Source organism: Rosistilla carotiformis, assembly GCF_007753095.1.
Classification (GTDB): Bacteria; Planctomycetota; Planctomycetia; order Pirellulales; family Pirellulaceae; genus Rosistilla; species Rosistilla carotiformis.
Window position 1 is genome coordinate 5,572,181 of sequence record NZ_CP036348.1, and the last position, 15,580, is coordinate 5,587,760.

At 57.5% G+C, this 15,580-nt stretch carries 14 protein-coding genes; 5 read left to right on the forward strand and 9 right to left on the reverse strand.

The annotated features are described in order from the left end of the window. Nucleotides 1-55 precede the first annotated feature (55 nt). The 3 genes from Poly24_RS20165 to Poly24_RS20175 form a co-directional block, all read right to left on the reverse strand. Entirely contained in the window at nt 56-1,708 is a 1,653-nt protein-coding gene (locus Poly24_RS20165; protein ID WP_145099768.1) for an FAD-dependent oxidoreductase, read from the reverse strand. 268 nt (nt 1,709-1,976) lie between these two features. Continuing rightward, the gene (locus Poly24_RS20170) at nt 1,977-2,522 is read right to left on the reverse strand and encodes a rhodanese-like domain-containing protein (protein WP_145099771.1); all 546 of its coding nucleotides are present in this window, start codon (nt 2,520-2,522) and stop codon (nt 1,977-1,979) included. A gap of 110 nt (nt 2,523-2,632) precedes the next feature. Continuing rightward, nucleotides 2,633-2,950 carry an ArsR/SmtB family transcription factor gene (locus Poly24_RS20175; protein ID WP_145099774.1) on the reverse strand — a complete coding sequence of 106 codons (318 nt, stop codon included), beginning with the start codon at nt 2,948-2,950 and terminating at the stop codon, nt 2,633-2,635. Nucleotides 2,951-3,215: 265 nt separating this feature from the next. Here Poly24_RS20175 and Poly24_RS20180 point away from each other — a divergent pair, with 265 nt between their 5' ends. Further along, nucleotides 3,216-3,842 carry a TlpA family protein disulfide reductase gene (locus Poly24_RS20180; RefSeq protein WP_145099777.1) on the forward strand — a complete coding sequence of 209 codons (627 nt, stop codon included), beginning with the start codon at nt 3,216-3,218 and terminating at the stop codon, nt 3,840-3,842. Nucleotides 3,843-3,928: 86 nt separating this feature from the next. Then, on the forward strand, nt 3,929-4,822 hold the full coding sequence (locus Poly24_RS20185; protein WP_145099780.1) for an alpha/beta hydrolase: 894 nt from the start codon (nt 3,929-3,931) through the stop codon (nt 4,820-4,822). A 24-nt stretch (nt 4,823-4,846) separates the two neighbouring features. On the opposite strand, the gene Poly24_RS20190 is transcribed toward Poly24_RS20185, so the two are convergent. Beyond that, on the reverse strand, nt 4,847-6,046 hold the full coding sequence (locus tag Poly24_RS20190; protein WP_145099783.1) for a HEAT repeat domain-containing protein: 1,200 nt from the start codon (nt 6,044-6,046) through the stop codon (nt 4,847-4,849). Nucleotides 6,047-6,563: 517 nt separating this feature from the next. On the opposite strand from Poly24_RS20190, the gene rpsL reads away from it, so the two are divergent. The 3 genes from rpsL to fusA all read left to right on the forward strand — a co-directional run bounded on the left by rpsL (nt 6,564) and on the right by fusA (nt 9,708). Continuing rightward, a complete protein-coding gene (rpsL, locus tag Poly24_RS20195) occupies nt 6,564-6,932 on the forward strand; it encodes a 30S ribosomal protein S12 (protein ID WP_145099786.1) in 369 nt (122 codons plus the stop codon). 109 nt (nt 6,933-7,041) lie between these two features. Further along, nucleotides 7,042-7,512, forward strand: coding sequence for a 30S ribosomal protein S7 (gene rpsG / locus Poly24_RS20200; RefSeq protein WP_145099789.1), 471 nt, complete (start codon nt 7,042-7,044; stop codon nt 7,510-7,512). A 105-nt stretch (nt 7,513-7,617) separates the two neighbouring features. Next, nucleotides 7,618-9,708 (forward strand): elongation factor G, encoded by a 2,091-nt coding sequence (fusA, locus tag Poly24_RS20205; protein WP_145099792.1) that lies wholly within the window; start codon nt 7,618-7,620, stop codon nt 9,706-9,708. Between the two features lie 90 nt (nt 9,709-9,798). Here fusA and Poly24_RS20210 read toward each other — a convergent pair whose 3' ends face one another. From Poly24_RS20210 to Poly24_RS20230, 5 genes are all read right to left on the reverse strand, one after another. Continuing rightward, a complete protein-coding gene (locus Poly24_RS20210) occupies nt 9,799-11,292 on the reverse strand; it encodes an aldehyde dehydrogenase family protein (protein WP_145099795.1) in 1,494 nt (497 codons plus the stop codon). Between the two features lie 259 nt (nt 11,293-11,551). Beyond that, nucleotides 11,552-11,956 (reverse strand): hypothetical protein, encoded by a 405-nt coding sequence (locus Poly24_RS20215; RefSeq protein ID WP_145099798.1) that lies wholly within the window; start codon nt 11,954-11,956, stop codon nt 11,552-11,554. A gap of 132 nt (nt 11,957-12,088) precedes the next feature. Continuing rightward, on the reverse strand, nt 12,089-13,054 hold the full coding sequence (locus Poly24_RS20220) for a DUF1559 domain-containing protein (RefSeq protein ID WP_145099802.1): 966 nt from the start codon (nt 13,052-13,054) through the stop codon (nt 12,089-12,091). 167 nt (nt 13,055-13,221) lie between these two features. Continuing rightward, nucleotides 13,222-14,172, reverse strand: coding sequence for a dihydrodipicolinate synthase family protein (locus Poly24_RS20225; protein WP_231753247.1), 951 nt, complete (start codon nt 14,170-14,172; stop codon nt 13,222-13,224). 65 nt (nt 14,173-14,237) lie between these two features. After that, nucleotides 14,238-15,536, reverse strand: a complete 1,299-nt coding sequence (locus tag Poly24_RS20230) for a DUF1501 domain-containing protein (RefSeq protein ID WP_145099808.1) — start codon at nt 15,534-15,536, stop codon at nt 14,238-14,240. Between the last annotated feature and the right edge of the window lie 44 nt (nt 15,537-15,580).

Below are 15,580 nucleotides of genomic sequence, written 5' to 3' on the forward strand. Positions count from 1 at the left end.
AAATCTTACGGCATGCGAGGGTTGGGAAATTTAATGGAACGATCGGCGCCTTGGCTCAGGTGGTGGCCGATGGATTCGCGGCTAGCCAAGAAGTATACCCGCCGCTTAAGTTGGCGACGTCGAATCCATGTTGCATCAAGATCCGCGTCGCCATGTATCCGCGTTGCCCGACTTTGCAATAAGCGACGATCCGACGATCGCGCGGCAGTTCGGCGATTCGCTCGCGCAGCGATTCCAGCGGAACGTTGGTCGCAGCGGGAATGTGCCCCGACGCAAATTCGGCTTCGCTGCGAACATCCAACAGAAAATTCGCCTCCTGCGATTCAGCGAGCGACGCGTCGGCGTGTACGATCGGTTGGTCGCCACGAACGACTCCCGCGGCAACAAAGCCAGCCATGTTGATCGGATCTTTGGCGTGTCCGTACTGCGGCGCGTAACAGAGTTCGACCTCTTCCAGATCGTCGACCGTCATGCCCGCCTGAATCGCCATCGCGACGATATCGATCCGTTTGTCGACCCCGCTGCTGCCAACGGCTTGAGCTCCCAAGACCTTGCCCGTGTCGGGATCGAAGATCAGTTTCAACGTCATCCCTTCGGCACCGGGATAATAGCCCGCGTGATCGGCGGGGTGAATGTAAACTTTTTCGTAGGACGTCCCGATCCGCTGCAGAATCTTTTCGCTCAGCCCCGTCATCGCCGCCGTCTTTTCAAAAACCCCGACGATCGCTGTCCCTTGCGTTCCGCGGTACTTCGAATCGCGGCCGAAGATGTGATCCGCAGCGATCCGTCCCTGCCGATTTGCCGGGCCAGCAAGCGGTATCTGCACCGGCGTCTTGGAAACGAAGCACTCGACTTCGACAACGTCTCCCACCGCGTAGATGTCCGGATCGTTGGTCTGCATGTGCGCGGTCGTTTGGATCCCACCGCGAGGGCCGCAGACGATGCCCGCTTCGGCAGCCAGTTTGCTCTCGGGACGAACGCCGATGCAGACGGCGGCAAAGTCAGCGTCCAAGGTCTCGCCCGAGGTCAGTTGAACGCGCAGGCCCGTGGATGTCTCTTCGAAGCTTTCCACCGAAAGCCCCAGTCGGATGTCGACACCCTGCTGCCGCATGTGGGCGTCGATCGGCCCGATCATCTCGCAGTCCCAAGGAGGCAGGATCTGGTCGGCCAGTTCGAGGATCGTGACGGCGATCCCGCGGCGGACCAAATTCTCTGCGATCTCGATGCCAATAAATCCCGCCCCCAGGATCACCGCTCGCTTCGATCCCGATGTCGCCAAAGCGTGCATCCGATCGGCATCTTTCAAGTCGCGCAATTCGAGGACTCGCGAACCATCAACGCCCGGGATCGGCGGCCGGAACGGAGAAGCTCCGGTCGCAATGATCAATTTGTCGTACGACTCGCTGGTTTCCTTTCCGGTGTCGAGATTGCGAACCCGAACTTGGTGCGCCTCGCGGTCGATTTGAATCGCTTCGCTGCGAGTGCGAACGTCCAGGCGCAGCCGGTCGCGGAGCATCTTCACTGGCGCGACCAGCAGTTTGTCGCGCGACTGAATCTTGCCGCCGACGTAATAGGGAAGGCCGCAGTTTGCAAACGACGGATGCTCCCCTCGCTCCAGCACGACGATCTCCGCGTTTTCGTCCAGTCGGCGGGCGCGGGCCGCAGCCGATGCCCCACCGGCGACACCACCAATGATCACGATCTTCATCAACGTCTCCAATACTTCGACAGCCTTAACGATTCGATGCTCTGCCCTCAAACACCTGCCCAAAGCAGATGCCTATCCATTTAAACTCAATACCGTTCAACGAAGGAGCCTCGGACCGTCGCAAGAATGAGCGGAGGATGTAGTGGACGAGGTTACGAGTCCCAGCGATTTGGCGATTTGGTCTGATGCATGCAAAAGGACTCGTAGCCTCGTCCACTACGCTTCGTTGAGCGGTATTGCATTTAAACCACTCGCAGGTCGCCGGTGATCATACCGAACACGATCCACCACCGGCGTACTGATTCCAAGGCATCTTGCCGAGCATCGACGCCATGCCACAGGTGCCTGTCGCGCCGGCGAACATCAGTCCGGCACCAACAAAGGCGGACAGGCCGATGAAGTAGGGATGGACAAAGTAGCCCAACACGGCCCCGAGAAGCACCAGGGAACCGGCGGTCAGTTGCACCTGCTGCATCAACGGCAACGTCTTCTTGCCGTGGACGACCGGCAGCCCCGCTTGGTTCCAAGCCGTGGTTCCTCCCTCGACGTTGACGATGTTTTCGAAACCGGCGTCGATGAACTTCTGACAGGCTTTCGTCGAACGATTGCCTCCTTGGCAGATCACATACAGCGGCTGGTCTCGCGATCCGTTACGGTCTGCAAAAACGGAGCTCGGATCCAATGAGTCGAGTGGCACGTTGCGCGCTCCGGCCGCGTGCACGCTGCGAAATTCGCTGGGCATCCGCACGTCGATCAATTCGACGTCGCCATTGTTTTGCAATTTCGATAGCTGAGTGACTTCGATCGATTTCATTTCTAGATCTCCCAAAAGGTGGACAATTGGACTATTGTTCGTAATGTCGCAAGTTGACGATGTGTTTACTTAAATAAGAGACGCGTATCGATTCTCGTTTCTTCCGTTGGCTATTCGCTCAGGAAACGCCCTTCGATACAGGCCATCAATTGTGAAAGGTGCGGTTCGGCAACACTGTAGTAGACGCGGCGTCCTTCGCGTTGGCTGTCTAAGAACCCGCAGCGCTGTAACAGGCGCAGGTGTTCCGAGCCGACGTTGTCAGGGATCTCGCAATCCGCGGCCAATTCGCCCACGGTGTAGCGGCCATGCAATAACATCTGCACGATCCGCAGGCGAACCGGATGGGCGAGGGTCTTCAAGCATTCCGCTGCCGCGGAAAAATCTTGCACGCTGCCGCGCGGTTTCGTTTGTTTTTTGGCTGTGGCCATTTCATCTCCTCACTGGCTACCACTAATATATCGTAATATTGCGACATGTCAATGAATCATTCTGGTGATTATTGGCTTGCAAACGCGGGGCTTGAGCTGCCGGGCGGGCCTCACGAGGATGGAGAGCCCCGTTGCCTGCTGATTTAACTTGTTGCAGCCGGGTGCGGAAAGGATGACAATCGAGGAGCCTCTGGCGGGTGGTGACGGACGCCACCTGCAGAGTTCACGCCTTCCGTTTTCTCCCTCCTTCAGGAACTATCGATCGATGAATTTGCGAATGCTGTTGTGTGCTGTTGGCTGTACTCTCTTGATCCTGGCGGGATGTGATTCGAAGATCGCGGGCAAGTCGGCAGACACCGATTCGGCGGCGACCTCGCAGGAAGCGACGTCGCAGGACGCCGGCGATGAAGCGGCTGCGTCAGACGAAGCTGCCGTCGAATTGACCCTCGCCGATTGGCCGGCGATCGAAAAAGAGATCGCTGCGGCGGGCAAGCCGGTCGTGGTCGACATCTGGAGCACCGCCTGTGCCCCCTGCATGCAGGAGTTCCACGGTTTGGTCGAACTGCACGATGCACATGGCGAGAAGATTCGCTGCATCTCGGTCTGCATCGATTACATCGGGATCAAGTCGAAGCCGCCGGAAACCTATAGCGACGCGGTCACTGCGTTTTTGAAATCGCAGAAGGCGACGACGGCAAATTACCTGTCGACCACCGCCGACAGCGATATCTACGAAACGCTGGAACTCGATTCGATTCCCGCGGTCTTTATCTACGCCGCCGATGGAAAGCTGACCAAGCGGTTTGTCGATGCGGGGGACGACGCCGGGTTCACTTACGCCAAAGATGTTCGACCTTTTGTCGAAGAAATGTTGGCATCCGAGTCGCTATAATCTGCCATTTGCCCACCGGGCGTTCCGACTCGCGGGGCCGATTGGCGTCGGCCCCTCCCCATCTCGTTCCTACAGGTTTTTCCATCATGACGTACCGCAGCTTTGCTCTCCTTTTGTTCAGCCTTTGCATCGTGGGGACCGCCCGCGGCGATGATTCGCAATACAAGCACGGCCCCGATTCGATGCCTCGCGAGGGCGTTCCTCAAGGCACGGTAACCCAACACGTCTGGGATAAGAGCAAGGTTTTTGAAGGGACGAAGCGTCGCTACAGCGTCTACGTTCCGGCGCAATACGACGGCAGCCAGCCAGCGGCGCTGATGGTCTTTCAGGATGGGCACGCCTACGAATCGTTGACGGGCGATTTCCGGGTACCTACGGTTTTCGACAACTTGATTCACGACGGATCGATGCCGGTCACGATCGCCGTGATGATCGATCCGGGCACAAAGAAGGAACTGCCCGAGAAGCGTGGTTGGAAACCGACACCATCGAATCGCAGCTTTGAATACGACACGCTGTCGGCCGATTATTCGCGGCTGCTGTTGGAAGAGATCCTGCCGGAAGTGAGCAAGCAATACAAGATCACCGACAATCCCAAGCTGCGTGCGATCGGCGGCATCAGCTCCGGCGGGATCTGTGCCTTCACCGCGGCGTGGGAGCGTCCCGATGCGTTTGGCAAAGTGCTGAGCCACGTCGGCAGCTTCGTCAACATTCGCGGCGGTCACAACTGCGAAGCGTTGATTCGCAAGACACCCGTCAAACCGATTCGCGTCTTCCTGCAAGATGGATCGGGCGATCTCGATAACGACCACGGCAACTGGCCACTGGCAAACCAAGAGATGGCGAAATCGCTGGCCTACAAAAAGTACGACTACAAATTTGAATACGGTACCGGCGGACACAACGGAAAACATGGCGGAGCGATCCTGCCCGAATCACTCCGTTGGTTGTGGCGCGACTGGAAACAAGAGACTCCTTAGTCGCAGTACTGCCGAGTTCGATGTTTAGGGATCGCGGCGGAGGTCGTAGGAGACCTCGGCCATCTGCCGCGAAAAGTGCTGACGCCATCGCTCCGCATCGTATTGGTAATCGGCGTCCGGGGCGAGCGTCATCAGCGCCGACAGCACCGGCGGATTGCGAACCTTCTGTTCGACAATCTTTTCTTTCCCGCCCCCAAACGAAAAACCACCGCCCCCGCCACCGCTGCGGTCGAAGCTGGAGTTCATGCTCGGCCCGCCTCCGGTCTTTGATTTGTGCGTGGTCACCAAGGCGTCGGTCAGCGGCAGGATCGATCGCGGGTCCTTCATCGCCATCAGGGCGTTGGCAGCGATGCGAACCTTTTTGTTGTCGTTGTCGCGCAGCATTGCAACGTAGGTGTTCACCGCTCGCGTCTTGGCAAACTGTTCCAGCCGATCGAGACAGGCTTCGCGGATCGCCGGTTCGGGATCGAACAAACTTGCCATGATCAGCGCATCGGCCGCTTCGGCGGTCTCCCATTTCGAGAGCAGCTTGACCCACAGCATGCGAACTTGGTCGGGATCCTCGCGTTGAACCAACAGGCTGCCGATCGCCGCCGATGCGATGGGATCTTCGATCGCAGCGAGCTCGGTCAGCGATTCGTCTCCCGATTTGCCCCCTTTGAGCACGCGGCCGCGAAGCCGCTTGATCGTTTGAATCCATTGCTTCTGCTGAATTTCTAGCTCCTCTTCGGCTTCGGTCATCGCCACATCCGCGGGCACTTTCCATTTGCCCTGATGGTGCACCAGTCCTTGGGAGCGTTGCAATTCATCGTGCAAGACCCACTTACCGTTGACCGACGTGTACCCCAACGAGGCCCGCGCGGTGGCGTGTTGCGGGTCCAGGCGAATCACGTGCCGGACCTGCCGATCGTACTGCGGCAGCAGGGAATTCGCTTTGCACCATCGCGCCAGTTCCCAGTGCGCGTCCGCTTTGTCCGCCGCGGCGACGCGTTGGGCCTGGTATTGGGCGATTAGATCATCCTCGCGGTCGATCCGGGCGACCTCACCTTGGGTCATGGAAACTTGAATCCCGTTGCCGATATCGACGACGATCACCTTCTGTTTTCCGATTTCGAGCGGTTTGACGGTTCCCGAGAGGCTGCCACCGCCCCGGAGATAAACGACGTCGGCCGGGCAGACCTCGGCAAAACCGGAAGCCATTAAAAGGATGAGCCATCGATGCATGGGGTGCTCCGTGGGGCGAAAACGCCGCAACCCGCAATTCCGCGGAGGCGACCTACTTAAATCGCGAACGCCCCCTTATGATTAAGGCGATCGCGATCAACCGACGATATAGTTTAAGCCTAACGCACCGGCGGGCTTCCATAAAATGGAAATCCGTTGCTTTCTGCCAGCAGCTGACGATTAACCGTTTTGTGTGGCGCAACGCGCAGGACGGGTTCGATTTGATTTTTGCCAGTGCGTTGAAGGCAGCCCGCAAAGGGCTATAGCTTTATCAGCGTTTTTGACACCCCAACGAACTGCCGACGGCGAGCTGCGAAGCTCAAGAAAAGCAACTATTGGCGGTTCGCGAGAGGGTTCGTCCGCGGAGCGAAGGCGATTGAATTCAGCCGATTCATCGACTTCGACAGCGATTTGCCGCTGAAAGCCCTTGACGGGGCGATCCGAAGATGGATACTAAGCGATCAAAATTCACCTTTTAACTCATTGCTATTGCGCTCGGCTCGCGGAAATATAACGAATGCCAACGATCAACCAATTAGTACGAAAGCGTCGCAAGCTGTCGAAGAAAGTCAGCAAGGCTCCCGTTTTGGAAAAATGTCCACAACGCCAGGGCGTTTGCTTGCAAGTGCGCACGATGACGCCTAAGAAGCCAAACTCGGCTCTTCGTAAGATCACCCGTGTTCGCTTGAGCAATGGCAAAGAAGTCACCGTTTACATTCCCGGCGAAGGCCACAACCTGCAAGAGCACTCGATCGTGCTGGTTCGCGGCGGCCGCGTTCGCGATCTCCCGGGTGTTCGCTACCAAGTTGTTCGCGGTGCTCGCGATACTTTGGGCGTGGACGGACGAAAGCAAGCTCGCAGCCGTTATGGTGCGAAGAAGAGCTAGTTTTGCGAAAACGAACCCGTTGCCCGCCGCTTCGATTAGCCGCGGGCAGCCATTCGTTTGTGCCTAAATTTTTATACCGCAGTTCACCGAATCCAGTTTAGAGACCTCCATGGGACGTATTACCGCCAGCCGTTCGCAGTTAAAGCCTGACCCCCGGTTCAACTCGGTGCTTGTCAGCAAGTTCGTCAACAACCTGATGCATGACGGCAAGAAGACTGTCGCTTTGAACGTGTTCTACGACTCGCTTGAAGAAATCAAGCGACGCAAGGCGGATCTGGAACCCTTCGAGGTTTTTGAGCAAGCGATCGAAAACGTCAAGCCACACATCGAAGTTCGCAGCAAGCGGGTCGGTGGTGCGTCGTACCAAGTGCCTATGCAGGTCAATCGCTCGCGTCAGCAAGCATTGGCGTTCCGTTGGATCTTGGCCGCGATTCGCGACAAGAAGGGTCGTCCAACCCACATGAAATTGGCCGACGAATTCTTGGCGGCATACAACAAAGAAGGCACGGCCTACACCAAGCGTGAAAACACGCACCGCATGGCTGACGCGAACAAGGCGTTCGCTCACTTTGCTTGGTAGTATTGCCATCGCAACCCTTTTCGATAAAGCCGCACGCCTTCGTTGGTCTGCGGCTTTTTTCGTGTGAACCACTCCCCCCCCCAAACACCCTGATCAGATCTCGTCATGTCTAAGCTTGCACAAATTCGCAATATCGGGATCATCGCCCACATCGATGCTGGCAAGACGACCGTGACGGAACGGATGTTGTACGTCAGCGGGATGAAGCATCGTGTCGGCCGCGTCGATTCGGGGACCACCGACACCGACGACGACGCCGAAGAACAAGAGCGTGGCATCACGATCTATTCGGCTTGCGTCAAGTTGAAGTGGGGTAATTACGACGTCAACCTGCTGGACACTCCCGGCCACGTCGACTTCACCGCCGAAGTTGAACGCTGCCTGCGTGTGCTCGATGGTGCGGTGGTCGTGTTCAGCGCACGCGAAGGGGTCGAAGCTCAAAGCGAAACCGTCTGGCGTCAAGCGAACAAATACGGCGTCCCACGCGTTGTTTTCATCAACAAGCTCGATCGCGAGGGAGCCGACTTCTACGCCGTCCTCGATGACATCGGTCCTCGCCTCGACGCGACGCCCGTCGCCATTCAGATCCCTGTGGGCATCGGCCCGGCCCACACCAACAATCCTTTTCGCGGCATGATCGACCTGATCGAACGCAAGTTCCTGCAGTTTGATCCGCAATCCGAAGGCAAGCAGGTTCAGATCCAAGAGATCCCCGAAGAGATGGTCGACGATGTCGAAGTCTATCGCGAACAACTGCTCGAGACCTTGTACGGGTTCAGCAGCGATCTGATGGAACGGGCGATGAACGAGCAAGAGATCACCACCGACATGATCCGCGCGGCGATCCGAGAATCGTGCATTCGTGGCGAGATCCAGCCGGTGATGTGCGGTTCGGCGTTGCACGGGATCGGCGTGCAGCCGGTTCTCGACGCTGTCGGACATTACCTGCCGAGCCCGCTGGACCGGCCCCCCGTAACGGGCATCGATCCCAAAAAGCCCGACGTGATCATTTCACGGAAGCCTGATTTGTCGGAACCGATGTGCGGCCTAGTGTTCAAGATCCTGCCAGCAAAAACAGGAGACAACTACTGGATTCGCCTGTACAGCGGAACACTCAAACAGAACTCGCGGGGCTACGTTCCCAACCGCGACAAGAAAGAAAACATCGCTCAATTGTGGCAGCTGCATGCTTCCAAAAAAGAGCGTGACGGACAGATTGAATCGGTCGGTGCCGGAGATATCGTCTGCATGATCGGTCCACGTTTTGCCATCACCGGCGATACGATCTGCGACACCCGTGAGATCATCGAACTGCCAAGCATCACCTTTGCAAACACGGTGATCTCGATGGCGATCGAGCCAGAGAACACCGCCGAAAAGAAGAAGTTAAGCGAGACGTTGGAGATGTTTAAGCGTCAGGATCCAACGTTCGACGCCAAAGAAAACGAAGAGACCGGCCAGACGTTGATTAGCGGGATGGGCGAATTGCACCTGGAGGTCATCCAGCACCGACTGACCCGCGACTTTGGCCTGAAGGTCAAATTCTACAAGCCGCGCGTGAATTACCGCGAGACGATCGGTGGCAAGGCGGAAGTCGTGGGCGTTTGCAATCGTCAGATCGGCGCCAACCAGATGTTTGCCCGCGTGAAGATCAACGTCGAACCGTTGGACGATCCTTCGGCAACGGCGATCGTTCTGGACAATTGCCCACCCGATGGCGGGCTACCCGATGAGTTCCGGCCGATCGTAATCGATGAATTGAAACACCGCTTGGAAGGGGGCGGACACATCGCCGGCTTCCCGCTCAGCGGAGTGCGGGTTCGCGTTCTGGGCGCCGAGGCGGCCGAAGAGGGAAGCGATGATGTCGCCTTCCGAATCGCCGCGAGCGACGCTTTCGAACAGGGACTCAAACAAGCGGGCCCCGTACTGCTGGAGCCGTTGATGCGACTCGAGATCACCACGCCCGACGATTACATGGGCGACATTGTTGGCGACCTGCAACAGCGTCGCGCGATCATCGCCAAGACCGAATCGCGAGGCATGATGACGACGATTATCGCACACGCACCGCTGAAGGAATTGTTCGGATATTCGTCAGCGATCCGTAGCCTCAGCCAAGGCCGCGCCGGTGCCAGCATGGAACCTTACGGCTACCACGCCGCCCCCGCTGAAGACGCAGCCAACTTCAGCTTCTAAGACGAAACGCGTTTGCAATCTAGTGAAACGCATCTCCGAGACCCGCGGGGCGATGCCCCGCGGTGAACCTGACGCCCGAGCGATCGGCGTTTAGAGTGGTCGGACGACCGAGATGTTGCGCCAGTAATCGTACAGCGTTTCAACCGACAGGACGCCGCCGCCCAATCCGCTCTTGTGAACCCCACCGTAGGGCACGCCATGCGCGAAGACGTTGTGGGCGTTGATCCAGCTGTTCGCCGCGCTTAGTTCTTCGGCGACGCGGGCGGCGCGACTCATGTCATTGGTCCACACGCTGTTCGCCAAACCGTATTGCGTGTAGTTCGCCATCTCGATCGCTTCCTCTTCCGATCCAAACTTCGACAGGTAGGCGACCGGGCCAAAGATCTCCTCTTGAGCGGCGATGTTGTCCAGGGAACCGGCCATCAACGCCGGCTTCACGAAGTGGCCGGAATAACCTTCGACCTCGGCAGCGCCACCGGGAAGAATGCACTGGGCACCTTCGGCTTCCCCTTTGGTCAGGTAGCCGAGCACGCGTTCGCGTTGCTTGGCACTAACCACGGGGCCCATCTGGCTGCCGCCATCCAATTGGTAACCGATCTTCACCTTCTGCAATCGATCGACGCACGCGTCGACAAATTGATCGTAGATGTCGCGATGGACGATCCAACGGGTCGCGTCGCAGCAGACCTGGCCGGCATGGAAGGTGATCGCGCCGACCAGCTTATCGGCCGTTTGAGCGACGTCGACGTCGTCGAACAAAACCGCAGCCCCTTTGCCGCCAAGTTCCAGTTTCACGGGGACCAAGTTACGACCGCAAGCTTCGCCAACCATCCGGCCGACTTCGGGCGAACCGGTAAAACTCATCCGTTCGATTTTAGTGCTTTGCGTCAACGCCGCACCGGCGACTGGCCCGGTTCCCGTAATCACATTGATCACGCCGTCGGGAATGCCCGCTTCTTTGGCCAGCTGCGCCAGATAGATCGCCGACAGCGGAGTATCTTCCGCCGGTTTGATCACGACCGTGTTTCCCGCAGCCAGTGCCGGAGCGATTCCCCAGCCAATCAACAGGAAGGGGAAGTTCCACGGGAAGATGAAAGCACACACACCCCAAGGCTGACGCATCGTCCAGGCTTCGTGTCGCGCGACGGCCAGCGTGTTTCGGCGTTGGGTGTGAAGGGCGAGATCGGCAAAATAGCGGATCGTGTCGACGAAGTTCTGGACGTCGCCTTGGGCCTGGGCTTCGATCTTTCCGGCATCCAGCGATTCAATCTGTGCGATCACGTTCTTTTTCGCTTCGACCGCGTCGGCCAATCGATGCAGCAACGCACTCCGTTCGTTCTGCTGCAGCCGCGCCCAAGCGGCCTTTTTAAAGGCGTCCCGAGCGACGTCGATCGCGCGGTCGACGTCGTCTGCCTGCATCGCGTAGACGTCGGCTAGCGGCGCGCCCGACCCGGGGTCCGAAGTGGTGAACGTTTCCCCGTTGGAAGACTTGACGTCTTGTCCGCCGACGAAGCCGCACTTGGTCGTGCCGTCGAGAAACTGCTGAACTTCAGCAAGAAGATTGGGGGAAACAACCGCTGACATAGGGACCACTCCTGGAACGTGATGACGCGAACCAGAACGTCCGCGTAAAAAGAAACGACAATCCGTATTAAACCGCATCTGGTAGCGCCATTCAACGTCCGCCCTGTTGGGGAAGCGTGCAAACCAGGCCCGAACCGGCTGGCGTCGCCCAGATCCCAGTCGACCGGGACATCCAACGATTCGGGAACGCGCCCCCGGTGCGTCGATTCTGCCGTCTCAGGATCCATCGCGTAAGCATCGCCGTCAACGTGGGTGATGGCTAATCGCGGGCGAGTTCAAAATTGAATTCGTTGGGCCCATCCTCCTTGACCGTCGCATGGAATCCGCCATCGAAACGCCCATAGCTGTCGGGTACCAATTCACGACCGCCCGCTTCCACCGGCCTGTCGTAGATGGTCACCACGTGCTCGCCAATCGTCACGCCTGGCTTTTGGCCATTTGTCATCACGTCGATGACTTCCCCAGCAACCACCCGACCGTTTGATGAAGGGCCCGACGCGCTGGGGCTGAACGTGATCTCCGCTTCTTCCAATGGCGTACCATCGAGAGTCACGATCGCCGATACCGCGACGGTCGGCGGCAGCTGGGGATCCGGTCTGCCACAGCCCAGCAGGCTTGCACAAACGGGTGCGATCAGAAGGGCAAAGGCACGCAGGAATGCCATCGGGAAAGTCCTTGTCTTCGAGAATGCGTGGAAGCGTGAACGTTGCCCACGGGACAACGCACCGATGGGAAACGCGCCGTGGGGAGACGCGACGAGAGTGGTTGCAGCTGATTGAGACGTTGCCGTTCAAAACTAAAACGGTTTAGCCACTTCGCCGTTCGCGCGCGATCCGTAGGCTTGAAATAGCACGCGGTCGACGGTCTCGGGGACAAATCGAACGGAGGCATCGGCCAGCGTGATCACGCCGCCTCCCGGATGTTGGCTGCGCACATGCATGATGGAATTGTCTGTGCCTTGACCATTGCAAGGCATCCGCGGCCTGCTGACACAAGTGCTCAACCGATCGCCGATGATCGTGTTGGGGGATTCCCGAGTGCTGAACGAAACCGGAGCGCGACGCCCGAAGTAATACCCGCCGCGGAGATCGATTGCCGATCCGGGCCCAGCGTACGGAACAAGCAGAATTTCGCTGATCAGTGCCGTGTTCGACGTACCGTCAATCACATCACGAAATTCGATCTTCGACTTGGCAAAAAAGATGCCGTCGCGATGGATCATATTGGGATCGGAGGTGGGTGTGAAATAATCGGATCCGCTGCAGGCGACATAGTTTCCATTGAATCCCCAACGTTCGTACCAAGGGGATGAGGATCCCGAATCAACAATCTTGGGTCCTCCCGGATCGCTGGGGCACATCAACGCGTCGACCACCGTGAAACGTCCTGGCGCGGTGGCGGCCATCTCCCCGTTGGAGAAATGTTGTTTCATGCCGTCGTATAAATTGTCTTGCTCGATAAATGGCAGAACCATTTGCATCCAGGTCGGCGGGCACTTTTCAAACTGCGGACCACTCGAAGGCGGATCATAACTCACCCGTCCTACAATCCCGGGAGGAAACGACCCGAAGGTATGATGATAGTTGTGCAATGCGAGGCCCAATTGCTTTTGATTATTGACACATTGCATTCGCCTGGCGGCTTCGCGAGCCTGCTGCACCGCCGGCAGAAGGAGCCCGACGAGAATCCCGATAATGGCGATCACCACAAGCAGTTCGACCAACGTGAATCCCGTTCGTTGGCAGCGGTTGAGGAATGACATAAAATGCCCTTTGGGATGAATGAGATTTCGAAAGAAACAAGAGAGAAACTTGCCTAACGCTATCTATTCCCACCTTCCGCAGCTATTTGCGCCGGAATCCTGGAAGAAATCAGGAATATATGGAGAATTCGCCGCGCCGAATCATCCTCCATCATGTGCAGTGAGTGTTAATCCTCCACATCGAGAGTGGTCTTTAATTGTTCGATCACCTTGACGAGTTCCTGACGCTGCTCAGGTGTACAGGCTTGATGAGGCGGTGCCAGCCGATCGCTGCATATCCCCATAATCGACAAGGCAGTCTTGGTGATTCCAATCAGAGGCAGCAGCGGCGCAGAACTGTCTGCGATTTTATAGATTGGCGCCAGCGCGTCGATCTTTGCCTGGAAGTCTCGCACCGACGCGTCGTCACCCGACCGATGCGCTTGCATCAGTTTAGCGAAGACGTGGGGAAACAGATTGGTTCCTAGATTCACACCGCCGGTGCCGCCAGCGTGGAGCGATTCGGCCAAGAGGGTCTCGTGTCCGATCAAGAATGTCCAATCGGGGCGAACGGACTTTAAACCGACCAGCTTGCGAAAATAGTCGATATCTTGACTACTATCTTTAACGCCAACGATCTGTTCAATCTGCGCAAGTTCGGCCACGGTCTCCGCTTCAAACCAGAGTTTCGTCATGGCTGGCATGTTGTAGAGTAACAACGGGAGATCGGTCCCTTGGAGGACGCAGTGGACGAAGGTTTTGAGTTCCCGTTGATTCACGGGATAGTAGAACGGCGTGGTCAGGACGACGGCATCGGCGCCGGCTTCAGCGGCCACGCGAGCGAGGCGTCTGGTTTCTACAACGGAGTTATCGGTGATGCCCACCAATACCGGGACTCGTCGATTGACGATTCGACATGTTTTACGAACAAAGTCGGCGCGAAGCTGATGACTTAAGCTGACGATTTCGCCCGACGAACCAAGCACAAAGATACCATCGACACCCCCAGCAATCAGGTGTTCTAAGAGTCGTTCACAGCCAGCGTCATCCAGGCGATCATCCTCCACCAGCGGAGTGACAATGGGCGGGATGTTCCCTTGAAAACGAGGCATCTGATGTGATGTTGTCGAATTTGGCACGGACGGATTCCAATCGGAGATGGTGGTGAACGATTGTCAGGGGCGATGGAAAGATCAACGTTGGATTAACGAAACAGCTTGGCGATTGGTTGACCGAGATCCGTGATCGGAACCGGGCGATCTCCATTGTAGAGATACTTTGCATAATCGATCCCAACGGCTGCATGAACGGTCGCAAAGAAGTCGGGAACGGAAACCGGATCCGATGCAATCGTTTGCGAAAGCTCATCCGTTTGCCCATACGCCCCGCAGTGGTTCAAACCACCTCCTGCAAGGACACATGAGAAGGCCGTTCCTTGATGCCCACGCCCGCCACCGCCATCGAATTGCGGGGGCCGCCCGAATTCGGTGCTCACCATAACAAGTGTCTTGTCTAACAGACCCTGCGTTTCCAAATCGAGTAGGAGTGTCGCGAGCGCGTCGTCGAGTTCATGAATCAATTTGTGCTGGTCAAGGATGCCACGGTTGTGAACGTCCCAGCCCGCTCCGTTGAGAAAGTTCAAATTGTGGGAGACTTCGATGAAGCGAACTCCTCGTTCAACAAGCCGTCGTGCCAACAGGCAGCGTTGACCAAACTCGCCTCCATAACTTTCCCGCAGCGCGGCCGGTTCGCTGTCCAATTGGAAGCTGCGCATGAAATCCGGCCCACTGAGTCGAAGCCCCAGTTCAGCAGCGGCGTCGTAGTCGCGTAGTGCTTTGTCCGCGAGATCGGGTTGAACACGACGGGCTTGCACTAACAGTTCCTCGCGGCGTTGTTGGCGTTGGCGAGAAACGGTCGCATGCCGCGCCAATCCAGTCGGCCCCCTCCCGGTATCGGTGAGATACAGGTAGCTGTGCTGGGCTCCTAGAAATCCCGGGCCGCGCGACGTGTTGGGATAACCGATCAGAACATAGGGAGGCGCTGTTTCGGAGAGAGGGCCGCGCTCGTGCGAGACGATCGATCCAAGCGATGGATAAACAACCGTTCCACTGACCGCCCGCCCTACGTGCATCCAATTCGTCGCGGCCGCATGTTCATCGATGACGGAATGATGGATCGTACGAACGGCAGTAACACGATCCATGATCGCGGCCACTTTGGGCAGATGTTCACAGACCGTGACCTCGTTGACCGCCGTCGGAATGGCATCGTAATACGAACCGGGAGTCCGCTTTGCAGGATCTCCCTTTTTCTTTGGATCGAACGTGTCGATCTGACTCATGCCTCCGCCAAGCCAGATCGAAATCACATGTTCGGCCTGTCCCTTCAAGCGGGCGGAATCGGCGGATGACGCAATTGCCGGTGCTGCAGTCACCCCGGCCGCGGTCACCCCGGCGGCAAGAAACTGACGACGGTCGAAAGAGGAAGTAGGGAATCGGGACATTGTGAATATTCCATTGTGTCGATGAAAAAGGATTGCGATGGCAA